This is a genomic window from Streptomyces sp. NPDC006512 (assembly GCF_040611935.1).
GTDB lineage: Bacteria > Actinomycetota > Actinomycetes > Streptomycetales > Streptomycetaceae > Streptomyces.
Genome location: NZ_JBEXPG010000003.1, coordinates 1 through 18362, shown reverse-complemented (window position 1 = coordinate 18362; position 18362 = coordinate 1). Strand labels below are relative to the sequence as shown.

Genomic DNA, 18362 nt, shown 5'->3' with positions numbered 1-18362 from the left:
GTGAGCACCCCCGAACTTCCCCTGATCGACCAGAACGAAGGCGGCTGCGGCGACGACTGCGGCTGCGGCGAGGGCGAGGAGTCCGGCCTGGACCCGGCGCTGGCCCAGCTGCTGGCGGACGCGGGCCTGGACCCGATCGAGGTCGAGGACATCGCGCACATGGCGCTGTCGGAGGACCTGGACGGCGGGGTCGACGTCACCACCGTCGCCACCGTCCCCGAGGACGCCGAGGCCGTCGCCGACTTCGTGGCCCGCGAGGCCGGCGTGGTGGCCGGACTGCGCGTCGCCGAGGCCGTGTTCTCCGTGGTGTGCACGGAGTCCTTCGAGGTGGAGCGGCACGCCGAGGACGGCGACCGGGTCGCGGAGGGCGACGTACTGCTGTCCGTGCGCGCCCGTACCCGCGACCTGCTGACGGCCGAGCGCAGCGCCCTGAACATCCTGTGCCGGCTCTCCGGCATCGCGACGGCCACCCGCCGCTGGGCGGACGTCCTGGAGGGCACGAACGCGAAGGTCCGCGACACCCGCAAGACCACGCCGGGCCTGCGCTCCCTGGAGAAGTACGCGGTCCGCTGCGGCGGCGGCGTCAACCACCGCATGTCCCTGTCGGACGCGGCGCTGGTCAAGGACAACCACGTGATCGCCGCCGGTGGCATCGCGCAGGCCTTCAAGGCCGTCCGCGAGGCCTTCCCGGAGGTGCCGGTCGAGGTCGAGGCCGACACCATGCACCAGGTCCGCGAGGTCGTGGACGCGGGCGCCGACCTGATCCTGCTGGACAACTTCACGGTCCCGGAGACCGAGGAGGCCGTCACCCTCGTCGCGGGCCGCGCCACCCTCGAATCGTCGGGCCGGCTGACCCTGGAGACGGCCCGCGCCTACGCGGAGACCGGTGTGGACTTCCTCGCGGTCGGCGGCCTGACGCACTCCTCGCCGATCCTCGACATCGGTCTCGACCTGCGCCAGGCGGTGTGACCCGTGCTCCTCACCATCGACGTGGGCAACACCCACACGGTCCTGGGACTGTTCGACGGTGACGAGATCGTCGAGCACTGGCGCATCTCGACCGACCCGCGCCGGACGGCCGACGAACTGGCCGTCCTGATGCAGGGCCTGATGGGGACGCACCCGATGCTCGGCACCGAGCTGGGCGACGGGATCCACGGCATCGCGATCTGCTCGACGGTGCCGTCCGTCCTGCACGAGCTGCGCGAGGTCACCCGCCGCTACTACGGCGACGTCCCGGCGGTGCTGGTGGAGCCGGGCACGAAGACGGGCGTGCCGATCCTGATGGACAACCCGAAGGAGGTCGGCGCGGACCGGATCGTGAACGCGGTCGCGGCCGCCGAGCTGTTCGGGGGTCCGGCGATCGTCGTCGACTTCGGTACGGCGACGACCTTCGACGCGGTCTCCGCGAAGGGCGAGTACGTGGGCGGGGTGATCTCCCCGGGCATCGAGATCTCGATGGAGGCGCTCGGCGTGCGCGGGGCCCAGCTCCGCAAGATCGAGCTGGCCCGCCCGCGCAACGTGATCGGCAAGTCCACGGTCGAGGCGATGCAGTCGGGCGTGGTGTACGGCTTCGCGGGCCAGGTCGACGGGATCGTCACCCGCATGTCCAAGGAGCTCGCGGGCCCGGGCGGCGACCCGGACGACGTGCGGGTCATCGCCACGGGCGGGCTCGCCCCGATCGTCCTCGGCGAGTCCTCGGTGATCGACGACCACGAGCCGTGGCTGACCCTGATCGGCCTGCGGCTGGTGTACGAGCGCAACGCGCCCAAGTTCGCCTGACGTGGCGGCCCCCGCCCCGCCCGGGCGGGGGCCGGCGCGTCCCGGTCACCCGTCCCCTCCCACCTGCCCCTTCACCCCTCGTCAGGTCGATCCGTCAGCTTCAACCTGATGGGTTAGCTTGGGCCGCGTCGGACGCACACGCTCCTGAGGTGGCCAAATGCCGCGTGAATCCCCGTACTTGCAGGTGGTCGACTCGCTCCGGTCCCGCATAGAGGCGGGTGAGTGGGTGATCGGCGACAAGCTGCCCTCCCGGGCCCGGTTCGCCACCGAGTACGGCGTCGGGCAGAGCGTCACCCAGCGGGCGATGGAGCAGCTGATCATCGAGGGCTTCCTGGAGGGCCGCGCCGGCTCCGGCACCTACGTCCGCACCCCGCGCCGGCGCATGCGGATGCTCCGCACCCGCCGCCGGGTCCCCGGTGCGGGCAACACCTTCCGCTCCGAGGCCGCCGCCCACGGCATCGCCGCGTCCTGGGACTCCCGGACCGTCGCCCAGCTGCCCGCCCCCGAACGCATCGCGGCCCGCCTGGCCATCGCCCCGGGCGACCCCTGCGTGATGACCCGCTACGAGTTCATGGCCGACGGGAGCCCCGCCGAACTCTCCGAGTCCTGGGAGCCGTTGGCGATCACCTCGGGCACCCCGGTCGTGCTGCCGGAGGTGGGGGAACTGCGCGGGGCGGGAGTCGTGGCGCGGATGCGGTCCATCGGGATCACCGTCGCCTCCGTGGTGGAGGTCCCGCGCCCGTCCCGAGCGAACCAGGACCAGGCCAACCTGCTCGGGATCAGCCTCGGCGCGATGATCACCGAGATCGAGCGCACGTACGTGGACACCGACGGCCGCCCCGTCGAAACCGCCGATCTCGTCATCCCGGACTCCCGCTACGAGATCGCGTACGCCTTCCCCGTGGAATGACGGCCGGGCCCCCGCCGCCGCTTTCCGAGCCGGGCCCGCGTACCGGTGTTCCGTACCACCGTGTATTTTTCGCGCTGTGATTTTTGCGGAAATGGCCGGAGTACGACTCCGGCGGCGATAGCGTCACGCTCGAGAACCACCACGACCCTCGTCCACGGCGGAGGAGACACCATGACCGAGAACGCCGCCCGGCCTGCCTGGCAGAAGTCGTCCTACTGCGGCGACGGAGACGCCTGCGTCTACGTCGCCGCCGCCCCGGGGACGCTCGTCCGGATCGCCGACCGGGCCGACCCGGCCCACCTCGTGATGGCCACCACCCACGCCGCCTGGGCCGATTTCCTCCGGTCCGTCAAGGAGACCGGCTGAAAGAGGACGGGCGCGGGGGGAGCGCCCGCCGCGCCGGAATTCCCCGCCCTCGGGGGATTTTGTCCGATTAGCGCGTATCTTCGGCGTCATGCCCACGCCCTACGGATCCCGCGGCGGCATGGCGTTCAGCGCCGCCGAGCTGCACGTGCTCAGGCGTCTCCTCGCCCACGCCCTTCAGCCCTCCACGGCCCCCCTGGCGGCCGCCGAGGTACAGGACTGCCTGCGCCTCGCCGCGTCGGTGGACGACGCCGCCGCGGAGGCGGGCCGGCTCAGAGCCTTCCTGCTGGCCGACCTCGCCCGCTACCGGGAGGCCCTCCCCGGCAGCCTCCCCGGGTACCTGGAGCTGCTCCAGGACGCCCTGGCCGCCGGGTACGAGCCGGTGCCCGACGACCTCGCCGCCCTGCGCGCCCTACGGGCCAACCCCGTCGCGGCCGCGGTGCTGGAGCGGGCCCAGGGCATCGCCGAGCGCTCCGTACGCCGCCGCCTGTCGGCGGCAGCGCCCGCGCCCCGGACCCGGCTGCTGGCCCTGGCCGGCGGCCGCGAGGGCACCCGCTCCGCGGCCGACCCCGACCCCGGGCGGCCCCAGCCCCGGCCGAAGCCGGCCCCCGACCGGCAGCCCGAGGAGCCGCAGCGCCCCGCGCAGCCCGCGAAGCCCGTTCCGACGCCCGGCGAGGTCTTCCCGCCGCGCCGCAAGCCCACCCCGCCCCCGGCGGCCGGGCGCGCCGTCGGCTAGTGCCGTGACCGGGAAGGCCCACCGGGTCGCGACGTCCGGCGCGGCACCTCTCCGCGTTGTCGGACCACGGAGGTACGTCCGGTACGAGCCGTGGCCCTCCGCCGTGAGACGCACCGCACCGGACGCCGCGACCCGGCACACCTTCCCGGCCACGGCACTGGCTAGGCTGGGGGCATGGACTACGTATCCGCGCTCGTGCCCCCCATCGTGATGGCCGCGTTCTTCATCGCCCTCGTCGTGACGATCGTGAAGAGCCAGGGCGGTGCCAACAAGGCGAAGGAGGACGCGGCCGTCGACGCCGTGATCGCCCGCGCCGAGGCCGCCCAGCAGCCGCAGAAGTAGCCGCCGACCCGGTTTTGCCGCGCGTTGCCCGACGAATGGTCGGGCAATTCGCCCCATTCCGCACTATCGTGCTGGTGTGCCTCGCCCCTTGGGAGAACTCGAAGACGCCGTCATGACGCGGGTGTGGCAGTGGAACCGCCCGGTCACCGTTCGGGAAGTCCTGGAAGACCTCCAGCAGGAACGGTCCATCGCGTACACCACGGTCATGACGGTTATGGACAATCTCCATCAGAAGGGCTGGGTCCGCCGGGAAGCCGAAGGCCGCGCCTATCGATATACGGCGGTCTCCACCCGCGCCGCCTACTCGGCCGCACTGATGAACGAAGCCTGGTCGACCAGCGACAGCCCGGCCGCCGCGCTCGTCGCCTTCTTCGGCATGATGTCCTCGGAACAGCGTGAAGCCCTCCGCGACGCCGTGCGCATCGTTCAGCACGACGATCCCGAGGTTCCCCCGGACCCGGAGCCGGCCCCCGCCCCCGCCGAACCGGAAGGGGACTCCGGCGAGCGCCGGACCGACCCGGGGCGATAGCGTCCGGGTATGGGAGAGCTTTCCGCCGCAGACGAGAAAACAGTGACCATCCGCCGCGCGCGCACCCGTGATGTTCCGGCGCTGCGCCGCCTGCTCGACCAGTACGTGCAGCAGCGGATCCTGCTCGACAAAGCCCCCGTGGTCCTTTACGAGGACATCCAGGAGTTCTGGGTCGCGGAACGCGAGGGGGACGGCCAGGTCGTGGGGTGCGGGGCGCTCCACGTCATGTGGGAAGACCTCGCCGAAGTGCGCACACTCGCCGTCGACCGCGAGTTGAAGGGCTCCGGGGTAGGGCATCAGATGCTCGCCAAGTTGTTGGAGACCGCCCGCCTGCTCGGGGTGAGCCGGGTATTCTGCCTGACCTTCGAAGTGGACTTCTTCGCGAAGCACGGCTTCGTCGAGATCGGCGAGACCCCGGTCGAGACCGATGTCTACATGGAGCTCCTGCGTTCCTATGACGAGGGCGTCGCCGAGTTCCTCGGTCTCGAACGAGTGAAGCCGAACACCTTGGGCAACAGCCGGATGCTTCTGCACCTGTGATCGATCAAGGCCGCTTTTTCAGGGCCCCCCGGGCCTGTGGCCTATGTCCGAATCGCGTACGTTTCCCGCCCTGTTGAGGTCCTGAACCTCTCGCCGGGGGTTTGTGTTTTCCTGGCAAAAGCGGTTTCCTTTCCGCGTACTGCATTTTCGATGAAAGGAAATCCGGTGGCACAGAAGGTTCAGGTCCTTCTTGTCGACGACCTCGACGGTGGCGAGGCGGACGAGACCGTGACGTTCGCTCTGGATGGCAAGACCTACGAGATCGACCTCACCACCGCCAACGCTGAAAAGCTCCGCGGGCTGCTCGACCCGTACACCAAGGGCGGCCGCCGCACCGGCGGACGTGCTTCCGCCGGCCGTGCCAAGGGTGGTCGCGCCGCGGCTTCGTCCGGCAGCCCGGACACCGCCGAGATCCGCGCGTGGGCCAAGGCCCAGGGGCTCAGCGTGAACGACCGCGGCCGCGTCCCGGCCGAGATCCGCGAGGCCTACGAGAACGCCAAGGGCTGAGGCGCTCGCCTCGTCAGGCGGGCGCGGTGGCATTCCGTCGCCGCCGCGGCCACCAGTCGTACGAGACCGGTACCGGAGCTCCGTCCGGGACCGGTGCCCTGCCCGGGAGCGGGCAGGGACGGCAGCGATGCCTCGCACCCCAGCTCGGGGGGCCGCAGCCACACGGCGGCCCCCTGAGGGCTTTGCGGCCAGCCCGGCGGTACCGGGGCGGTGATCCCGCCCCCGGCACCCACGCCGGTCAGGTCGAGGGCCACCCCGCCCCACTCCAGCCAGTCGAGCAGGCCTTCCAGCTCGTCGGCACCGCCCGGAGCCACCAGGAAGCACATCCTGCGCCCTGTGAGGGCGACCGGACCGGTGCGCAGGGGCCGGCGCAGCAGTTCGGCCCCGGCGTCGGCCGGCAGTTCCAATACGTCGAACCGGAGCCCGGTGGCGAGCCGTGCGGGAGACCCGCCGGCGAGCGTCCAGCCGAGGACCCGCTCGTACCAGTGGGACCACGGGGAAGGGGTGGGCGCGTCCTGCTCGGGCGGGACGCGCGGCGGCGGTACGCAGGCGGAGCTGACGGCCATGCCCGAAGCAACTCCGCGGAAGGCTCGGGGGTTACGCAACGCGCCGGAAACAATGCGGAACGTAAACGTCCGCAGAGTGGAGTCCCACATTCGGGACACAAGCGTGTTCGCCCGTAGCGGAGGGAACCGTGCCCACCGGCATGGAGTGTCAGTCCCGACGGGTAAGACATTCCTAGTGGATCGGGGCGACACGCTGATTTGGGCGGCTTCCGTTCGCCATCGGCGTACACGTGTGACGGGTATCTGCCTGGCCTGCGGGAACATCGTCTCGCAGGATCGGGTTGGAGCAGTAGTCGGCTCTTACAGCCGGTTTTCCTCACCGACGTGGGGGTGAGCCGTGGACGGATGTCGGCAGTTGGAATGAGCTGTCCCGCCTCACGGGACTAGCATGCGGAAGGACAGGGCGGGGACCGACCCCGAACTGCCCGACCGCTCTGAGGAGCGATAAACGATGTTCGAGAGGTTCACCGACCGCGCGCGGCGGGTTGTCGTCCTGGCTCAGGAAGAAGCCCGGATGCTCAACCACAACTACATCGGCACCGAGCACATCCTCCTGGGCTTGATCCACGAGGGTGAGGGTGTCGCCGCTAAGGCCCTGGAGAGCCTCGGGATTTCGCTCGAGGCTGTTCGCCAGCAGGTTGAGGAGATCATCGGTCAGGGGCAGCAGGCCCCGTCCGGCCACATCCCCTTCACCCCGCGGGCGAAGAAGGTCCTGGAGCTTTCGCTCCGCGAGGCCCTCCAGCTCGGCCACAACTACATCGGCACCGAGCACATCCTGCTCGGCCTGATCCGCGAGGGCGAGGGCGTCGCCGCCCAGGTCCTCGTGAAGCTGGGAGCCGATCTCAACCGAGTCCGGCAGCAGGTCATCCAGCTGCTCTCCGGCTACACCGGAGGCGGCAAGGAGTCGGCCACGGCAGGCGGCCCGGCCGAGGGTACGCCCTCGACCTCGCTCGTCCTCGACCAGTTCGGCCGCAACCTCACGCAGGCCGCTCGCGAATCCAAGCTCGACCCGGTCATCGGGCGCGAGAAGGAGATCGAGCGGGTCATGCAGGTGCTGTCCCGCCGGACCAAGAACAACCCGGTCCTCATCGGCGAGCCCGGCGTCGGCAAGACCGCCGTCGTCGAGGGCCTGGCCCAGGCGATCGTCAAGGGCGAGGTGCCCGAGACCCTCAAGGACAAGCACCTCTACACCCTGGACCTGGGTGCACTGGTGGCGGGCTCCCGCTACCGCGGTGACTTCGAGGAGCGCCTGAAGAAGGTCCTCAAGGAGATCCGCACCCGCGGCGACATCATCCTGTTCATCGACGAGCTCCACACCCTCGTGGGTGCGGGCGCCGCCGAGGGCGCGATCGACGCCGCGAGCATCCTGAAGCCGATGCTGGCCCGTGGTGAGCTCCAGACCATCGGTGCCACCACGCTGGACGAGTACCGCAAGCACCTCGAGAAGGACGCGGCCCTCGAGCGCCGCTTCCAGCCGATCCAGGTGGCGGAGCCTTCCCTCCCCCACACGATCGAGATCCTCAAGGGCCTGCGCGACCGCTACGAGGCCCACCACCGCGTCTCCATCACGGACGAGGCACTCGTCCAGGCGGCGACGCTGGCGGACCGGTACATCTCGGACCGCTTCCTGCCGGACAAGGCGATCGACCTGATCGACGAGGCCGGCTCCCGGATGCGCATCCGCCGGATGACCGCACCGCCGGACCTCCGCGAGTTCGACGAGAAGATCGCGGGCGTGCGCCGCGACAAGGAGTCGGCCATCGACTCCCAGGACTTCGAGAAGGCGGCTTCCCTCCGTGATTCGGAGAAGCAGCTGCTCGCCGCGAAGGCCAAGCGCGAGAAGGAATGGAAGGCCGGCGACATGGACGTCGTCGCCGAGGTCGACGGCGAGCTCATCGCCGAAGTCCTCGCGACCGCGACCGGCATTCCCGTCTTCAAGCTCACGGAGGAGGAGTCTTCCCGCCTCCTGCGCATGGAGGACGAGCTCCACCGTCGCGTCATCGGCCAGAAGGACGCCATCAAGGCGCTCTCCCAGGCCATCCGCCGCACCCGTGCGGGTCTGAAGGACCCGAAGCGTCCCGGTGGCTCGTTCATCTTCGCCGGCCCGTCCGGTGTCGGTAAGACCGAGCTCTCCAAGACGCTCGCCGAATTCCTCTTCGGCGACGAGGACGCGCTGATCTCCCTCGACATGTCGGAGTTCAGCGAGAAGCACACGGTTTCGCGTCTCTTCGGTTCGCCCCCCGGCTACGTGGGCTACGAAGAGGGCGGCCAGCTGACCGAGAAGGTCCGCCGGAAGCCGTTCTCCGTCGTCCTCTTCGACGAGGTCGAGAAGGCGCACCCGGATATCTTCAATTCCCTGCTCCAGATCCTGGAGGACGGTCGCCTGACCGACTCCCAGGGCCGGGTCGTGGACTTCAAGAACACGGTCATCATCATGACGACCAACCTGGGTACGCGGGACATCTCGAAGGGCTTCAACCTGGGCTTCGCCGCCCAGGGCGACACCAAGACCGGTTACGACCGGATGAAGGCGAAGGTCAACGAAGAGCTCAAGCAGCACTTCCGGCCCGAGTTCCTGAACCGCGTCGACGACACGGTCGTCTTCCACCAGCTCACGCAGGAAGACATCATCCAGATCGTCGACCTGATGATCGCCAAGGTGGACGAGCGCCTCAAGGACCGCGACATGGGCATCGAGCTCAGCGGTGACGCGAAGCAGCTCCTGGCCAAGCGCGGCTACGACCCGATCATGGGTGCGCGCCCGCTGCGCCGGACCATCCAGCGTGAGATCGAGGACCTGCTGTCGGAGAAGATCCTCTTCGGCGAGCTGCGTCCCGGTCACATCGTGGTCGTCGGTGTGGAGGGTGAGGGTGACGAAGCCAAGTTCACCTTCCGCGGCGAGGAGAAGTCGGCGCTGCCCGACCTCCCCCCGATCGAGGCGACGGGCTCGGGCCCGGACCTCTCCAAGGGCGCGTAAGCGCTAGCCGCTGGTAGCAGTACGAAGGGGCGGCCCCGGGACTGAAGAGTCCCGGGGCCGCCCCTTTTGCCGTGGGCGGGCGCCGGGAGCCGTGACGTACGGCTTGTCCCGCCGCGGGGGTGGCGGCCGGGCCGGCTCCCGCGCCGGGCTCCGCCGACGCGGGGGGTGGCGGCGAGGGGCCGGGCCGCTCCCGGGCGGGGCTCCGGCAGGCGGGGAGGCGGCGCGGGCCCCGGGAAGCCCCCGGGGACGGTCAGGCGCCTCGCCGTGGCGGGCCGGGGCGCGGATGGGGGGCTGGCAGGCGCAGGACGCGGGGACACGGCCGTCCGGGCCGCCCCGCGCGGCGGAGGTGGCGGCCCAGCGGCCCCCGGCCCGCTATGGCGGGGAGGGCCGGCCAGCGGCCCCGGCCCGCTGTGCCGGGGAGGCCGCCCTGTCCCGCCCCCGTCCCCCGGCCCGGGCGGACTCCGTCCAGGCGGTCAGGGGGACGCCGCCGGGGGCGTGCAGGGTGGGGCGAGGGTCCGTCGGGCCGGCCGTTCCCGTAGCGTCGGCCGCGCCTTCGAGCCCGCCGCGGTGCGGTGGTCGGCGCCACGCCCGGGTGGGGGGTCTGCGGTCAGGGGCTCCCGCGGGCAGTGACCCAGGTCTCAACTGGTCCTGGATACAAGGGGGCGGGGGTCCCGCGGCCGGTGACAAGCCGCACAGGGCAAATCGGACCTACTAGGACCTCTCGTAGATTTTGGCGCCCGATTTGTCCCTGTCCAGGCCCAGCCTGGGGGGCGTCAACAGGAAGATTCGCCTCCGCTTACCTACGAGTCCGGGTAGTAACGGCGGTGTTTGGGGAAGCCGGGGCCCCCGGGTTACCAAGGATGGGCAAGCCCGGCACCGACGGCTCCAAGCCGCCCCGCCGGGTCCTTTCTTGCCCGAACCACGCCCTTGTCCCCGGCCTCGGAGGTCTCCACATGTCCGCGAACCGCGTCAGCAACCGTCGTACCCGTATCGCCGCCGTCGCCACCGGTCTCGGTGCGGTGCTGGCTCTCGGGGCCGGAGCGAACGCGGCCTTCGCCGACGAGACCCCGAACACCCTGTCCGCGACCGCCGAGCTGGTGGCCGTTCAGGCCCAGGCGCAGGCCCAGGCCGCCAACGCCAAGGCCGCCGCCAAGAAGTCCGGTCTGTGGGACAAGCCCCTCGACCGCTACACGCTCTCCGCCACCTTCGGCAAGGGCGGCAGCATGTGGTCGCACAAGCACTCCGGCCAGGACTTCGCCGTCCCGGTCGGCACCCCGGTCAAGTCCGCTGCCGCAGGCACCGTCGTCAAGGCCGGCCCGAACGGCGGCGGCGACGGCCCCGCCTACGGCAACGCCGTCGTGATCAAGCACGCGAACAACAAGTACTCCCAGTACGCGCACCTGTCGAAGATCCAGGTCAAGATCGGCCAGAAGGTCGGCAAGGACCAGCGGATCGCGCTGTCCGGCAACACCGGCAACTCCAGCGGCCCGCACCTGCACTTCGAGATCCGCACCACCCCGAACTACGGCTCGGCCATCAACCCGGTGACCTTCCTGCGCAGCGCCGGCGTCAGCCTCTAAGCGGCACGGAGGCCGCCAGGAACCCGGACGACCGGTCCTGGCGGCGGGTCAGACGGGGGCAGGCCGGGTCAGATCAGCCAGGAGTGCGTCGGCTTCGTCTTCTTGTCGAGCTTGTTGTTCTTCAGGCCGGTGATCTGCTCCTGGCCCAGCGCCTGGTCGAAGATCCGGATGTGGTCGAGAGGCCCGTCCCACGCCGCGCTCCAGATGCCGTGGTGGCGCGCCCGGCCCAGCTGGAGCGGCCCGGGGCCCGCCCAGATGCCCGACACCTGCGCCTGGCCGGCCGGCTTGTCGTCCACCCAGAGCGCGATCGTCTTCTTCTCCGCGTCGTACGTCCCCGTCAGCAGGGCCCAGTTCCGCACGGTGTCGACGTTGTCCAGCACGACCTGCTGCGCCGTGGCCGCCTGGCCCTTGTCGCCGGTCTGGACGCGGAACACCCAGGCCTTCTTGCCGTTCACCACCTCGAAGCCCAGCTCGAACGAGTACGAGTCCCCGTCGCCCTGGCTCACCGCCATCCGGGAGCCGTTCTCGGCGACGTTGTAGGCGCGGGTGGAGACGGTGAAGCTCTTCGTCACGTCCACGGCCGCCTCCGCGCCCTGCGCGTACGAGTCGGCCGTGCCCTTGAACCTGACCTCGGTCCGTTTGGCCAGTTCGCCGAGCGAGGCGCCCGGTCCCAGGGCGATGCCCATCTTGCCGCTGCGGTCGCGCAGCAGGTTCGGCTCACCGGCAACGGTGGGGGAGTCGTCCTCCGGAGCCTTCGACTCGGGCGGCTCCTCCTCGCCGGAGGGGCTCGGCGAGCCCGAGGCCGCCGTCGTCGGCTTGTCGTCGGGCTGGTCGGAACCCGGGAGCAGGAAGAACGCCGTACCCGCCGCGACCAGGACGACCGCGAGCGATCCGATCCCGATCGTCAGCAGCCGCCGCTTGCGCTGCTGCGCCTCGGTGCGGTCGGCCAGCGCCTGCCAGTCCGGCTGCGGGGACGAAGCGAAAGCCTCCGGTCCCGGTGCGAACGGCTCGGCGGGCGGAAACGGTTCGGCCGGGGGGAACGGGTCCGCCGGCGGGAACACCCCGAGGGGCTGCCCGGGCTGCGGCTGCCCCTGACCCTGCGGGGGCTGCTGGTAGGGGTTCGGCGGTACGGAACCCGGCAGGCCGGAGCCGGGCTGCCCGTACCCGCCGGGTATCCCCTGCGGGAATCCGTAGCCGCCGCCGCTCCCGGCGGCGGGGTCGGGCTGGTGGCCGTGGGGGCGATCCGTACCGTCAGTCATGGCACGGATGCTAAAACATCGCCGTGGCCGAACGAACGGCCGCCGCCCGCGAAACGGTGGCGGACCCGCGCTCCCGCATCCCGGGACACCCGTGCCGTACGCGGTCCGGCGTCCCGCCGGGCGGCGGACCGGCGGACCGGCTCACCCCGGCAGCTGGATGATCGGGAAGCTCCCCGTCGCCGTCGGCGCGTGCTCCGGCAGCCACAGCACCGCCACCGCACCCGCCGCGGAACCCTCGCCCTCGCCGCCGCCCGGCGCCGCGACGTTGCGGAAGGTCAGCCGGGCGCCCAGGACCCGGGCCTGGCCCTCCGCGATGGTCAGGCCGAGCCCGTGCCCGACGCCCGCCCGGTCCGTCGACCCGGTCCGGAAGCGGCTCGGCCCCTCCCGGAGCAGGGCCTCGGGGAAGCCCGGCCCGTGGTCCCGGACGCGTACGACCCGGCCCTCGATGTCGACCTGGACGGGCGGCTGCCCGTACCGCGCGGCGTTGGCCAGGAGGTTGCCGAGGATCCGCTCCAGCCGGCGCGGGTCGGTGCTGACGATCTCGTCGGCGACGATCCGTACGCCCGCCTCCGGCATCAGCGCCGACACGCGCCGGCTCACGAACTCGCCCAGCGCCACGTCCTGGAGCTCGGCCCGCTCGGACGCGCTGTCCAGCCGGGCCACCTCCAGCACGTCCTCGACCAGCGCCCGCATCGCCTGAGCCCGGTCCCGTACGAGTTCCGTGGGCCGGCCAGGAGGCAGCAGTTCCGCAGCTGTGAGCAGGCCCGTCACCGGGGTCCGCAGCTCGTGCGCGATGTCCGCGGTGACCCGCCGCTCGGCCTCCAGCCGCTGCTGGAGGGCGTCCGCCATGGCGTCCACCGCCCGCGCGAGGTCGTCCGTCTCGTCCCGTACGACACCGCCGACGGCGTCCCGCACCCGCACCTCGGGGTCCCCGTGCGCCACCCGCTGCGCCGCGGCCGCGGCCTTGCGCAGGCGGCGCGAGATCTGGCCGCCGATGAGCACCCCGAGCGCGGAGCCGCCGATCACCACGGAGAGGGAGCCGATGACCAGCGCCCGGTCCAGGTCGCGCACCATGTTGGCGCTCTCCCGGAAGGGGTGGTGCAGGGAGAGCACCTGCCCGTTGCCGAGCGGTACGGCGGCCCACACCTCCGGAGCCTTGCGCGGGCTCTCCTGCACGTAGGTGCCGCGCCGTCCGGAACGGGCCTTCTCCCGCAGCTGCGCGGGCAGTTCCGGGTCGTTGAGCTTGGCGCCCCAGATGGGCTTGCGGCCCATGTCGGTGTTGCGCGTGGCGATGTACTGCACGCGCTCCAGTTCGGCGTCGCGGGCGCTCTCCAGCATCGACACGCGGGCAGCGCTGTGCACGACCAGGCTCAGCGCGACCGCGGTGAGGGCGCCCACGGCGGCGATGGCGAGTGTGATCTTCCAGCGGATTCCCGTACGGAGGGTGAAGCGCCTCATGCCTTCAGCTTGTATCCGAAGCCCCGGACCGTCTCGATCCGGTCCTGACCGATCTTGGTGCGCAGCCGCTGGACGTGGACGTCCACGACACGGGTGTCGCCGCCCCAGTCGTAGTCCCAGACGCGCTCCAGCAGCCGGTCGCGCGAGAGCACGGTGCCGGGCGCGGAGGAGAACTCCAGCAGCAGCCGCATCTCGGTCGGCGTCAGCGCCACGGGAGCGCCCGCCCTGCGGACCTCCATGCCCTCGGTGTCGACCTCCAGGTCGCCGAAGGACAGTACGCCGCGTTCCCCGGTCTGCCCCTCGCCGGAGCCGTTCGGGCCGCCGTTCTGCGGTCCGCCGGCGTGGCCGAAGCGGCGCAGGACGGCGCGGATGCGGGCGACGAGGACCGAGCCGTCGAAGGGCTTGGTGACGTAGTCGTCGGCGCCCGCCTCCAGGCCCAGCACCACGTCGATGGAGTCGGCGCGCGCCGACAGCATGATCACGGGAACGGTGGACTCGTCGCGGATGCGGCGGCACAGGCTCACGCCGTCCATCCCCGGCACCATCACGTCGAGGAGCGCGATGTCGGGCCGGTCGGCCCGGAAGGACTCCAGGCCGGACAGCCCGTCGGGCATGGCGGTGACCACGAACCCGTCGCGCTCCAGCGCGAGGGTCGTGGCCTCGCGGATGACGTCGTCGTCCTCCACGAACAGCACATGGGTCTCGGCCATGCCCAGCCTCACTTCAGTTCTTCTGCGTCAGGGCCGGTGCGGGCTGGCCCCCGCCGTCGACCACGTTGCTGTACTCGGTGTGCACACGGTCCTGCTCGGTGAACTTCTCCCCGTTCCAGCGGTACGTGATCACGTCCTCGCCGGACGGATAGGCCAGTGCGTCGCCCTTGCCGTAGACCTGTTTGATGAGCATCAGGTCGCCCCGGTCGATCTCCGCGTAGACGGGAGACTGTTCGTCCGAGAACACATTCTCGTACTTCCCGCCGTCGGCCCGGTACACGTACGAGCCGAGCCCGAGCGCGTCCGCGCACGACAGGACGTTGACGATGACGTCGGCGGTGCCGTTCCCGGTGACCTTCCCGTAGCTCACGTCGATCGGGTACTCCTTGCCCGTGCAGGGCTTGAGGTCCCGTTTGATCGCCGGGCTGACCTTGGGGTCCGCCTTGAGGAGGGCGACCGGGTCGACCTTCTTCAGGGGGCTGCCGGAGGCCGACGCGGGGGCGTGGCCGGGGGGCACCGGCGCGGGGTCCGCGCCGTCCGTCGGCCGGCCCGTGCGCGCCACGGTGTCGGTGTGGGCGGGGCCGCCGTCGCGCAGCCCGCTGCCGCCGGTCGAGCAGCCGACCGCGAACAGCACGGTGCCGACGAGGACGATCGTCCCCGCCGACACCAGTACGAGCGGTCCCCTCCCGGCGCCTGCCGGGGGGGAACCTCTGTCACTCAGTTCTTGGCCGTTCAGGCCGCGCACCGCTCCCGCCCCTCGTACCGGATGGTGTGGTCGCCGCGTTCGAGCGCGCGCATGTCCAGATCCCGGCTCTCCAGCTCCTGCCGGAGCCGGGCCAGTGCGCGGTGCAGTGTGCTCTTCACGGTTCCCGCCGACATACCGAGCGCCGCGGCCGTCTCCTCGGTGCTCATCTGCTCCCAGTGTCGCAGCACGACCACACTGCGCTGCTTGGGCGCGAGCACCTTGAGGATGTCCATCAGCAGGGCGCGGTCGGCGCGCTGGTCGGAGCCGTCTTCGACGGAGGCGTCGGGGAGCTGCTCGGTGGGGACCTCGTCGAGCTTGCGGGCCCGCCACCACTCGGTCCGCGTGTTGATCATGACGCGGCGCAGGTAGGCGTCGGCCAGGGACTTGTCGGCGATGCCGTCCCAGCGGCCGTAGGTGCGCACCAGGGCCGTCTGGAGGAGGTCCTGGGCGTCGGTGGGGTCGGGGACCAGGCGCCGGGCACTGCGCAGCAGCGCGTCCTGCCGGGTGCGTACGTACTCTTCGAATCCGAGTACCTCGCCGTGCGCCATCTCTGACCGCCTCCGCTGCCGTCCAACCGCTCTCCGCCGTCTTACGGATCCGAAGGTACGGACGGGTTGTCACGGCACTGTGCGGGTCAGCCTTCGGTGGACGCACGGACAGCCGTAGGTTGTGTAACAGCGGCTGTGAGCTGCGGTTTCCCGGCCCGAAGCGGAATAGTTGAGTCAGCTACGAGCCGGGATCGAGGAGTTCTCGACCGCCCGGGCGGTCAGCTCTGCGGCAGCCGGTACATGCCCTGCGCGAGCGGCTCCACCAGCCCGTCGGAGACCAGCCCGTCCAGGGCCCGGGCCCGCTGCACGGGCTCGTCCCACACCGCGTCGAGGACCGCCTGCGGAACCGGACCGACCGCGTCGCGCAGCACGGCCAGCAGTTTGCCGCGCACCTGGCGGTCCGTCCCGGCGTACGTCTGGCCGCGCCGCGGCGGTCCGTCGTGCGCGGGCTTCCCGGCGAGGCGCCACGCGCACAGCCCCGCGACCGGGCAGCGGACGCAGTCCGGGCTCTTGGCGGTGCACACGAGGGCGCCGAGTTCCATCGAGGCCGCAGCCCAGCGGGCGGCCGTCGCCTCGTCCTCGGGGAGCAGGGCCCGCGCCAGGCGCCGTTCGGCGGCCGTGGTGGCGTTCGGCGGGTATTCGACGCCGGTCGCGGTGCGGGCGAAGACCCGGCGGACGTTGGTGTCCAGCACCGCGTGCCGCTGCCCGTACGCGAAGGAGGCCACCGCGGCGGCCGTGTACTCGCCGATCCCGGGCAGCGCCAGCAGCTGCGCGTGCTCGCGCGGTACGTCGCCGCCGTGCCGTTCCGTTATGGCCGTGGCCGCGCCGTGCAGGCGCAGGGCCCGGCGGGGGTAGCCGAGCCGCCCCCAGGCGCGGACGGCCTCGCCGGGGGCCTCGGCGGCCAGGTCGGCCGGCCGGGGCCACCGGGCGAGCCACTGCTCGTAGACCGGCAGGACCCGGCTGACGGGGGTCTGCTGGAGCATGAACTCGCTGACCATGACCCCCCAGGGGCCGGCCTCGGGGCGGCGCCAGGGCAGGTCGCGGGCGTGCTCGTCGAACCACGCGATGACGGGGGAGTGCAGCGCGTGGGAGACGTCGGGGGAAGAAGTGGTGGATGCAGTCATGGCAGACGGCATCCTGGCACGTTTCGGGCTCAGCGCGCCGGGCCCGGACCGGTGAACCAGACGGCCACGGGGGCACGGCTCGCCCGTACGGCGGCCACGATCCGACTGATCACACCGGCCAGCGCGACCATCAGGAGGGCGCCCAGCGAGGCCCCCAGCAGCAGGCCCATGCCCACGTCGTGCGGGTAGTGCACCCCGACGTACACCCGGGAGAAGGCCATCAGCACGGCCACCGGCAGCGTCAGCAGCGCGAGGCGGGGCGCGGCCAGGGCGAGGGCGACGGCCGCGCCGCCCGCGATGGCGGAGTGGTTGCTCGGGAAGGACCAGTCCCCGTACTCCGGGCAGGCGACCAGGGAGGCGGCGGCCCCGGCCACGGCACGGCAGGGCCGTTCCTCGTCGACGGTCGACTTCACCAGTTCGGAGGCGACGTACGTCAAGGCGGTGACCAGCGGCGCCAGCACGGCGAGGGCGACGGCCCGGTCGTCCCGCCCGCGCGAGCGCCACCACACGGCTATGAAGAGCAGGCCGAAGAGCAGGAGCCCGTATTCGGTCCAGACCTCGAAGGCCGACTGCACCCAAGGGGGCGTGTCATGGGCGAAGTCGGTGATGTCGCGATAGAGGTCGGAGCTGTCCATGGTCACAGACCGTACTCAACGGAAGATCACGGCCGCATCAGACCCTTGGCCGGAATTTTACGATCCGCTCTAGGCCTCCAGGATGATCATCGGCAAAACCCTCCGGTTGCGCGGCATGGGGGGCGCTGATCGCGGCGGGAGTTCTCGTAAGGTTCGGTGCGTGGGATCTATGCGCAATCCGGTCGGGCCGCTCCCCTCCTCCATCTACTGGCGAAGGAGGGCCGTGCTGGCGTCAGTTGTCGCGCTCTTCGCGCTCCTCGCCGTATGGGCCGTCAGCTCCGGCGCGGGCAAGTCGAGTACGAACGGCAAGAACGGCGGCGACGGCTCCGGCCCCCAGGGGACGATCACGGCGGGCCCGGCACCGTCCGGTCCGGCGATCAGTCAGGCCCCGGGCGGGCGTACCGAACCGGGTACCGGTACGGGTTCCGGTTCCGACGGCGGCGCGGGCGGTGCCGGCAAGAACGGCGAACCCGGAAGCGGCACCGGAACCGGCGGCAGCTCCGGCTCGGGCGGCTCGGCGGGCCCGGGCGGCGGCGGCCCGGCCCAGGTGCCGGCGGACTCCCCGCTGCCCACGTGCGCCCCGGGCGCCCTCCAGTGGGAGGTCAAGAGCGTCAAGAACGAGTACGAGACGAACGAGAAGCCCCGTCTCGAACTGCTCGTCCGCAACATCTCCGGCAGTACCTGCAAGGTCGGACTCGGCCCGAAGCAGGCCGTCCTGACCATCCTTCAGGCGACCGGCGCCAAGGCCGTCTGGTCCTCCGGCGACTGCCCGACGGGCGCCGCCAACGCCTTCTTCCGGGTGCCGGCGAAGGGCGAGACGACGCAGTCGCTGGAATGGGACCGCAAGTTCAGCGCCCCCGACCAGTGCCAGACGCCGCCCGCGGGAAGCGCGACCCCCGACACCTACGTGGTCGAGGTCAAGACCCCGGGCATGCCGGTGGCGCAGACCTCCTTCGTCCTGAAGCAGGACTGACGGCAGGGACTGATGAAGACTCGGCTTCTTCGAACCATTCCTGGACCTGTCGCTCGAGAGCGATCAAGGGATACTCCT

Annotated in this window: 20 protein-coding genes; 12 read left to right on the top strand and 8 right to left on the bottom strand. The window is 71.4% G+C overall.

The window, feature by feature from the left end:
* From nadC to ABZZ17_RS02690, 9 genes are all read left to right on the top strand, one after another.
* Positions 1–969, top strand: a complete 969-nt coding sequence (gene nadC / locus ABZZ17_RS02730; protein WP_356871205.1) for a carboxylating nicotinate-nucleotide diphosphorylase — start codon at positions 1–3, stop codon at positions 967–969.
* 3 nt (positions 970–972) lie between these two features.
* Entirely contained in the window at positions 973–1782 is an 810-nt protein-coding gene (locus tag ABZZ17_RS02725; RefSeq protein WP_356871203.1) for a type III pantothenate kinase, read from the top strand.
* Positions 1783–1939: 157 nt separating this feature from the next.
* The gene (locus tag ABZZ17_RS02720) at positions 1940–2692 is read left to right on the top strand and encodes a GntR family transcriptional regulator (RefSeq protein WP_356871201.1); all 753 of its coding nucleotides are present in this window, start codon (positions 1940–1942) and stop codon (positions 2690–2692) included.
* Positions 2693–2863: 171 nt separating this feature from the next.
* Positions 2864–3058, top strand: coding sequence for a DUF397 domain-containing protein (locus ABZZ17_RS02715; RefSeq protein ID WP_356871199.1), 195 nt, complete (start codon positions 2864–2866; stop codon positions 3056–3058).
* A gap of 118 nt (positions 3059–3176) precedes the next feature.
* Positions 3177–3791, top strand: coding sequence for a hypothetical protein (locus ABZZ17_RS02710; protein WP_356871607.1), 615 nt, complete (start codon positions 3177–3179; stop codon positions 3789–3791).
* A 174-nt stretch (positions 3792–3965) separates the two neighbouring features.
* Positions 3966–4133: a hypothetical protein gene (locus ABZZ17_RS02705; protein ID WP_356871197.1), complete on the top strand. Its 168-nt coding sequence runs from the start codon at positions 3966–3968 to the stop codon at positions 4131–4133.
* 76 nt (positions 4134–4209) lie between these two features.
* Positions 4210–4662: a BlaI/MecI/CopY family transcriptional regulator gene (locus ABZZ17_RS02700; protein WP_356871195.1), complete on the top strand. Its 453-nt coding sequence runs from the start codon at positions 4210–4212 to the stop codon at positions 4660–4662.
* A gap of 9 nt (positions 4663–4671) precedes the next feature.
* Entirely contained in the window at positions 4672–5202 is a 531-nt protein-coding gene (locus ABZZ17_RS02695; RefSeq protein ID WP_356871193.1) for an amino-acid N-acetyltransferase, read from the top strand.
* Positions 5203–5367: 165 nt separating this feature from the next.
* The gene (locus ABZZ17_RS02690; protein ID WP_356871191.1) at positions 5368–5709 is read left to right on the top strand and encodes an Lsr2 family protein; all 342 of its coding nucleotides are present in this window, start codon (positions 5368–5370) and stop codon (positions 5707–5709) included.
* Here the strand turns inward: ABZZ17_RS02690 and ABZZ17_RS02685 are convergent.
* A complete protein-coding gene (locus ABZZ17_RS02685; protein WP_356871189.1) occupies positions 5688–6275 on the bottom strand; it encodes an SCO3374 family protein in 588 nt (195 codons plus the stop codon). The genes ABZZ17_RS02690 and ABZZ17_RS02685 overlap by 22 nt on opposite strands.
* Positions 6276–6726: 451 nt before the next feature.
* Here ABZZ17_RS02685 and ABZZ17_RS02680 point away from each other — a divergent pair, with 451 nt between their 5' ends.
* Both ABZZ17_RS02680 and ABZZ17_RS02675 read left to right on the top strand, forming a co-directional pair.
* Positions 6727–9252, top strand: a complete 2526-nt coding sequence (locus ABZZ17_RS02680) for an ATP-dependent Clp protease ATP-binding subunit (RefSeq protein ID WP_356871187.1) — start codon at positions 6727–6729, stop codon at positions 9250–9252.
* Positions 9253–10205: 953 nt separating this feature from the next.
* The gene (locus ABZZ17_RS02675) at positions 10206–10832 is read left to right on the top strand and encodes a M23 family metallopeptidase (RefSeq protein WP_356871185.1); all 627 of its coding nucleotides are present in this window, start codon (positions 10206–10208) and stop codon (positions 10830–10832) included.
* A gap of 68 nt (positions 10833–10900) precedes the next feature.
* On the opposite strand, the gene ABZZ17_RS02670 is transcribed toward ABZZ17_RS02675, so the two are convergent.
* From ABZZ17_RS02670 to ABZZ17_RS02640, 7 genes are all read right to left on the bottom strand, one after another.
* The gene (locus tag ABZZ17_RS02670) at positions 10901–12091 is read right to left on the bottom strand and encodes a LamG-like jellyroll fold domain-containing protein (RefSeq protein ID WP_356871183.1); all 1191 of its coding nucleotides are present in this window, start codon (positions 12089–12091) and stop codon (positions 10901–10903) included.
* 141 nt (positions 12092–12232) lie between these two features.
* A complete protein-coding gene (gene cseC, locus ABZZ17_RS02665; protein WP_356871181.1) occupies positions 12233–13549 on the bottom strand; it encodes a two-component system sensor histidine kinase CseC in 1317 nt (438 codons plus the stop codon).
* On the bottom strand, positions 13546–14259 hold the full coding sequence (gene cseB, locus ABZZ17_RS02660; RefSeq protein WP_356871179.1) for a two-component system response regulator CseB: 714 nt from the start codon (positions 14257–14259) through the stop codon (positions 13546–13548). The genes cseC and cseB overlap by 4 nt, the downstream gene beginning before the upstream one ends.
* 13 nt (positions 14260–14272) lie before the next feature.
* The gene (locus ABZZ17_RS02655) at positions 14273–14926 is read right to left on the bottom strand and encodes a hypothetical protein (protein ID WP_356871177.1); all 654 of its coding nucleotides are present in this window, start codon (positions 14924–14926) and stop codon (positions 14273–14275) included.
* 65 nt (positions 14927–14991) lie between these two features.
* A complete protein-coding gene (locus tag ABZZ17_RS02650; protein WP_356871175.1) occupies positions 14992–15552 on the bottom strand; it encodes a SigE family RNA polymerase sigma factor in 561 nt (186 codons plus the stop codon).
* Between the two features lie 218 nt (positions 15553–15770).
* On the bottom strand, positions 15771–16676 hold the full coding sequence (locus ABZZ17_RS02645) for an A/G-specific adenine glycosylase (RefSeq protein WP_356871173.1): 906 nt from the start codon (positions 16674–16676) through the stop codon (positions 15771–15773).
* Positions 16677–16705: 29 nt separating this feature from the next.
* The gene (locus tag ABZZ17_RS02640) at positions 16706–17311 is read right to left on the bottom strand and encodes a phosphatase PAP2 family protein (protein WP_356871171.1); all 606 of its coding nucleotides are present in this window, start codon (positions 17309–17311) and stop codon (positions 16706–16708) included.
* A gap of 223 nt (positions 17312–17534) precedes the next feature.
* Between ABZZ17_RS02640 and ABZZ17_RS02635 the strand changes: the two genes are divergently transcribed.
* Positions 17535–18284 (top strand): hypothetical protein, encoded by a 750-nt coding sequence (locus ABZZ17_RS02635; RefSeq protein WP_356871169.1) that lies wholly within the window; start codon positions 17535–17537, stop codon positions 18282–18284.
* The last annotated feature ends 78 nt before the right edge of the window (positions 18285–18362 follow it).

Bases quoted from the DNA above. Each gene is read 5' to 3' on its own strand.
- ABZZ17_RS02710 (WP_356871607.1), top strand. From the start codon at position 3,177: ATGGCGTTCAGCGCCGCCGAGCTGCACGTGCTCAGGCGTCTCCTCGCC.
- cseC (WP_356871181.1), bottom strand. From the start codon at position 13,549: ATGAGGCGCTTCACCCTCCGTACGGGAATCCGCTGGAAGATCACACTC.
- ABZZ17_RS02715 (WP_356871199.1), top strand. From the start codon at position 2,864: ATGACCGAGAACGCCGCCCGGCCTGCCTGGCAGAAGTCGTCCTACTGC.
- ABZZ17_RS02695 (WP_356871193.1), top strand. From the start codon at position 4,672: ATGGGAGAGCTTTCCGCCGCAGACGAGAAAACAGTGACCATCCGCCGC.
- ABZZ17_RS02650 (WP_356871175.1), bottom strand. From the start codon at position 15,552: ATGGCGCACGGCGAGGTACTCGGATTCGAAGAGTACGTACGCACCCGG.
- ABZZ17_RS02670 (WP_356871183.1), bottom strand. From the start codon at position 12,091: ATGACTGACGGTACGGATCGCCCCCACGGCCACCAGCCCGACCCCGCC.
- ABZZ17_RS02640 (WP_356871171.1), bottom strand. From the start codon at position 17,311: ATGGACAGCTCCGACCTCTATCGCGACATCACCGACTTCGCCCATGAC.
- ABZZ17_RS02680 (WP_356871187.1), top strand. From the start codon at position 6,727: ATGTTCGAGAGGTTCACCGACCGCGCGCGGCGGGTTGTCGTCCTGGCT.
- ABZZ17_RS02645 (WP_356871173.1), bottom strand. From the start codon at position 16,676: ATGACTGCATCCACCACTTCTTCCCCCGACGTCTCCCACGCGCTGCAC.
- cseB (WP_356871179.1), bottom strand. From the start codon at position 14,259: ATGGCCGAGACCCATGTGCTGTTCGTGGAGGACGACGACGTCATCCGC.
- ABZZ17_RS02675 (WP_356871185.1), top strand. From the start codon at position 10,206: ATGTCCGCGAACCGCGTCAGCAACCGTCGTACCCGTATCGCCGCCGTC.
- ABZZ17_RS02685 (WP_356871189.1), bottom strand. From the start codon at position 6,275: ATGGCCGTCAGCTCCGCCTGCGTACCGCCGCCGCGCGTCCCGCCCGAG.
- ABZZ17_RS02720 (WP_356871201.1), top strand. From the start codon at position 1,940: ATGCCGCGTGAATCCCCGTACTTGCAGGTGGTCGACTCGCTCCGGTCC.
- ABZZ17_RS02705 (WP_356871197.1), top strand. From the start codon at position 3,966: ATGGACTACGTATCCGCGCTCGTGCCCCCCATCGTGATGGCCGCGTTC.